Source organism: Polaromonas sp. (genome assembly GCF_039930745.1).
Taxonomy (GTDB): Bacteria; Pseudomonadota; Gammaproteobacteria; order Burkholderiales; family Burkholderiaceae_C; genus Polaromonas.
In genome coordinates this window covers 1-4614 of sequence record NZ_JBDTTH010000167.1, presented here as the reverse complement: position 1 = coordinate 4614, position 4614 = coordinate 1, and the positions used below count along the sequence as shown (strand labels likewise).

Below are 4614 nucleotides of genomic sequence, written 5' to 3'. Positions count from 1 at the left end.
CTGCACAGTTGACTCCGACACGCGCGCACCGTAAGCACAGGCATTTTTCCTAAGCCTGGTGCGGAGTTGGCAGCGTTTTCGCCTGGTCACTTGCATGGGTTGGTGAGAATTTTTCCTAGAGGCACATTCTGCCTCACACGCATGCGGGCACAGGCCCGCTAAACGCCCTGAGTAAACGCGCATGCGCAGAGGAGCGCGAGCGCACCTGCAAAGGTCTTTCATTAGTGTTTATGCATCAAATCGGCCTGTAGCCCAGGTAGAACGTGCGCCAGCAACTACTAAATGCATAGCAACTGCTTTTGCTGCTTTCTTCTTTAGCTGCTTGATGCACGGCGCGCAGCGCCGTGCATGGCTGTTTGGTCTTGGCTGCTAAGGCCGTGGAGCAAGCAATGCGACCAGCAAACACACGAGCCTAAACGCCGGGGTGGAGGGAACCCCCTCGGGGGGTGGACGGGCCACACCGGCGTGGGCCCAGTGAGCGCAGCGAACGGCCCCAACGGGTGGGCGGGGGCCAACACCACTGACAGCGCGAAGCGCCTGACTAGAACACTCTGCGGTGACGGCGCAGCCGTGACCGCACTGAGCATGGATGTCCGGCGCACGGCGTGCGCTACACCGCGTGAGCGCTGGCCGTGCGCGCAGATGCGAAGTGGGCGCAAGACATAACGGGGGTCGTGCGCAACCCGCAAGGGCGCGAAGCGGTGGCGCACCAAGCGAAGCTTTAGCGTAGCGACTGCGCCACTTGCGCACGACAGCCCGTTATGTTTAGTTGCAACGCAACTAACCCCGCAGCACCTGCCAAGCACGGCCTGGCTCGATGCCAGGTCTTGCTTGTCTTCCCCACTCTGCGCGCAGCGCCTAGCTTTGACTTGCCTCGCACGCCGGCAGAATCGCGCCAACAGCTAAGAAGCGATCACTATTATTTTTATAGCTACTCGCGCACGTTCTATGCGGGCTACAGGCCTTTTTTTCTCTCATTACTTCTCATTTCTCTCTCATTCCTGCTCGTTTTCATGGGCCAATGCTTCTAGCAGGATCGCTGCTGCGTCATCGCTTGGCGCTTGAGGATCTGGCTTGGGCACACGCTCTAATCGGGCCGGATGCGTCAGCGCATGCACGGCCTTGAGCTTGTCGATGGCTACGTGGGTGTAGATCTGCGTGGTGGTCAGCTCTGAGTGGCCCAGCAGTGCTTGAATGAACCGAATGTCGGCACCACCGTCGAGCATGTGGGTAGCGCAGGCATGGCGCAGTGCGTGACACGAACCGCTGGCAAACCCCGCCGCCTGCATGTACCTGCGCGCCAGGGCCGAGAGCTGGTGCGGCTCAAAGGGCTGCGCCCAGTCATTGAGGAACAGCACCAGCGTGTCACCCGATAGCAACTCGGGGCGCACCTCTAGCAAGTAACGCTGCACCCAGGCACAGGCTCTTTCTCCCAAGGGCACGAAGCGGTCTTTGGCGCCTTTGCCGAGTCTGACCATCAGCGTGCCGCGCTCGGTATCGACTTCGGTGATCTTGAGGTGAGCCAGTTCGCTGCGCCGGATGCCGCTGGAGTACAAGGTCTCCAGAATGGCGCGGTCGCGCAATCCAGCCAAGGTGGCGGTGTCGGGCTGATTGAGGACCTGGCTGACCTGCGCCACGCTGAGCAGATGCTGGGGCAAACGGTGCGGGGCCTTCGGTAAATCCAGATCAGCCGCCGGGTTGGTCAGGATGTGGCCTTCACGGGTGAGCCACTTGAAGAAGGCCACCACGGGAGTTAGCCGGTTGACCTGGGAGGACCAGGCCAAGGGCTTGCCGTCTTTCTTGCGCAAGAGATACAGGTGTCGCTGGTAGCGCTGCAGGATGGGGCGGGTGACTTCTGCGGGCGAGCGTATGCCGCGCTCGTCGGCCCAGGCAACGAAGTGCTCCAGCGCCCATTGGCGCATGCTGGCGGTGTTGGCCGACAGGCCCATGACGGTTGTCCATTCGCAGAAGCTGTGCTTGTAGCCGTGCAGCGGGTTGGCGTGCGAGGGCTTGGGTGGGCCGGATTTGCGTGGGGTGATGCGGTGGGCTCGCAGCATGGCGGGCTTTCTCAAGCGGCTAAAGAATGAAGGTAGGACGCGCGTGCAGGTATGACGTGCTGCGTTGTGGTGGTGGGGGTGGCGCGTGATTCCATACTTTCATCGGGCAATTGAGCGCCCACCTTTATTGCATGCGGGTTGACAGAGGTTTTGCCGTCTGGACCACGGGCCGACACCCCACCGTCTGCACCCCGACCGAGGCCCGACTGCTGATCTTGCAAGGCCGACCGGCGCGCATCGTAACTGTGAGCCTCGCCATGGGGCGCGTCTTGCTGGTGCAGGGCCGTGGTGTCGATCAGGCCCGACAGGTGCGCGCTGGCCAGCGCATCACCGTCGTACAGCAGCTCATACACATAGCCCTGCCCACGCAGGGCGCGATGCACCAGCAGGTATTCCATCTCGGCCAATCGGGCCAGATGCACCTTGAGCTGCGTGTCGCTGGCGCGGGTGGCTGCGCGTAGCTCGCCACGCGCAAAGCGCACCTCGCGCTGGGCCACCCCTAGCTCGGTCATGCGCAGTTGCACCAGCTCGCGCACACCGGCCAGCACGCGCCTTGTCTGCGGCGGCAGCTCATCAAGGCTCGTGCCCAACACTTCATGCGCAATGCAATTGGCCAGCGCAATGTCGGCCAGGCTGGCTTCGATGTACTCCACGGTTTTGTCGGCCACTGTCGCCGTCTTGATCGTTCGCTGGTGCTGGTGCAACAGCGCAATCACGTCGATCAAGGTCAGGTACTTCTCATGATCGCGGCGCGTGCGGGTGCGGTCATCCAAGAAGGTGAGCTGATCGGCCCACGGGTTGACCACGGCCAGCGGGCGCAGCAAGCGCTGGGCGTTGCGGTGCACGGTGAGGATGGCGGTTTTTTCATGCTTACGGGTGAGGCCTGCCAGGGTGCGGCGCTCGCGTTGCAGTTTGTGGATGGCTCTTGTTTGCTCTCTGGCTTCATCGACCGATAGCACCAAACACCGGTTCATCAACTCTTCGTCAATGTCAATCGCGGTGGTGGTCATAAACAGGCTCATCGGCCCTTCGACTTTGTATTCTTGCGTGATGAGGTTGCCGGTGGCGGGATCGGTGCCAGTCGATGCAATGGTGAGTTCACCCTCGGACTGCAAGAGCTTCAAGGCGTAGCTGGCGCGGTGCGCGCCTTCTTCTTCGGCTATCGCCAATATCTTGTGCTTCAAGTTGGTCTGGCCCATGTAGAACAGGCTCTGCCCGGTCATGGCGCTGTACTGGATGCGCTCTTCTTCGGGAACGAACGACAGGATGGCGTCCATCAAACTGCTCTTGCCTGCGGCGCTGCTGCTTTGAATGACCACGGCCAAGGGGCGGTCGAGTTTTCGGCTGACGGCAGCTAAGTAGCCGACTAGTTTGTTGGTGGCTTCGCCGACCACGCCAGCAGCTTCAAAGTCGGCCAGGATGCGTGCGGGCAAGTCTTTCTCGTTTAACAGCTGCAGCGCTGCGCTGTGTTCCTCATCGCTCATGCTGGGCACGGCTGCGGCCTTGGGTGCAAGTGCTGTTTGAATCGCATCGTCTTGCAAAGCTTCGAGCTTTAAGAGCACGCGCCCCAGATCAGACTTGAGCACGTCCACGCACACACCCAGCTCGGCAGCCGCCTGCACCAGGTAGGCGGCGCGGGCGCGCGCGGCGTACAGATCGAAGGTGTCGATGTGAAAGTTATCCACGCTGGCCACCAGCACATTGACCTTCAAGACTTCATAGGCCAAGTTCTTAGCCAAGCCACGCACGCGCCAGCGTCTGGCCTGCGCGCCACTTCCAAAGTGCAAAGTCACTTCGCTGCCCGTGACTTCGGCCAGCGGCTCGGGCGCGCCCGCAACAGGAGCAGCAGCTAAGGGTGGTAACTCGTTTGTTCTTGTGTTGCTACTGTTTTGATAGCTACTTGCGCCCGTACTATATGCGGAGACGGCACTTTTTGTTATTAATCCAGAGTGAAGGACTGTTTCTGGCGGCTGCGGTGCCTTGCCCTTACCCAACCACAACGCTTTGCGTATCAGCAGGCCTAAGCTCTTAGCTGCAGGTGTCACCTTGAGCGCGTACTCGTTGGCGTCCATGCCTTTAGGGAACTCGATGCGAAAGCACTCCATGCCTTCAGCTATGAGCATGCCTGCCAGCTTCGTCGCTGCCCGTTCGCCAGCGTCGTCACGGTCGTAGGCAATTAAGACGCGCTCTGTGCCGTGCTCCTTCATCGCTTGCAGCAGCTCGCTGGTAAAGCCTTCGACACCGTAAGCGGTGGTGACATTGCGATAGCCAGCGCACCAGAAGGTCAGCGCGTCAATGATGGCTTCGCAGACGATGATTTCTTTAGTTGCTTTGAAAGCATCAAGGTTGAACACGCCCCTTCCTCCACCTTCTGCGCGTGACTCGTTCATAGGCAGGTACAGGTGCAGCGGCGTGCCCGGGCGCAGGCGCTCGCCGATCTTGCGCCCGTAGAGTTCACGCACCTGGCCGTGCGCGTCCAGCACCGGAATGACCAGCGAGCCGTTGAAGTGCTCACGCCCGGTGTCCCTGTAGATGCCCACGCGCTGCAACTGCTCGC

The 4614-nt window shown here is 60.9% G+C and carries 2 protein-coding genes; both read right to left on the bottom strand.

Annotation, left to right across the window (positions count from 1 at the left end):
• Nucleotides 1-995: 995 nt before the first annotated feature.
• On the bottom strand, nt 996-2057 hold the full coding sequence (xerC, locus tag ABI660_RS23105; protein ID WP_348072555.1) for a site-specific tyrosine recombinase XerC: 1062 nt from the start codon (nt 2055-2057) through the stop codon (nt 996-998).
• Nucleotides 2058-2068: 11 nt separating this feature from the next.
• The coding region (locus ABI660_RS23100) for a toprim domain-containing protein (protein WP_348072553.1) at nt 2069-4614 on the bottom strand (2546 nt) is incomplete at its 5' end.

Coding starts and splice junctions, on each gene's coding strand:
- xerC (WP_348072555.1), bottom strand. CDS start 2,057: ATGCTGCGAGCCCACCGCATCACCCCACGCAAATCCGGCCCACCCAAG.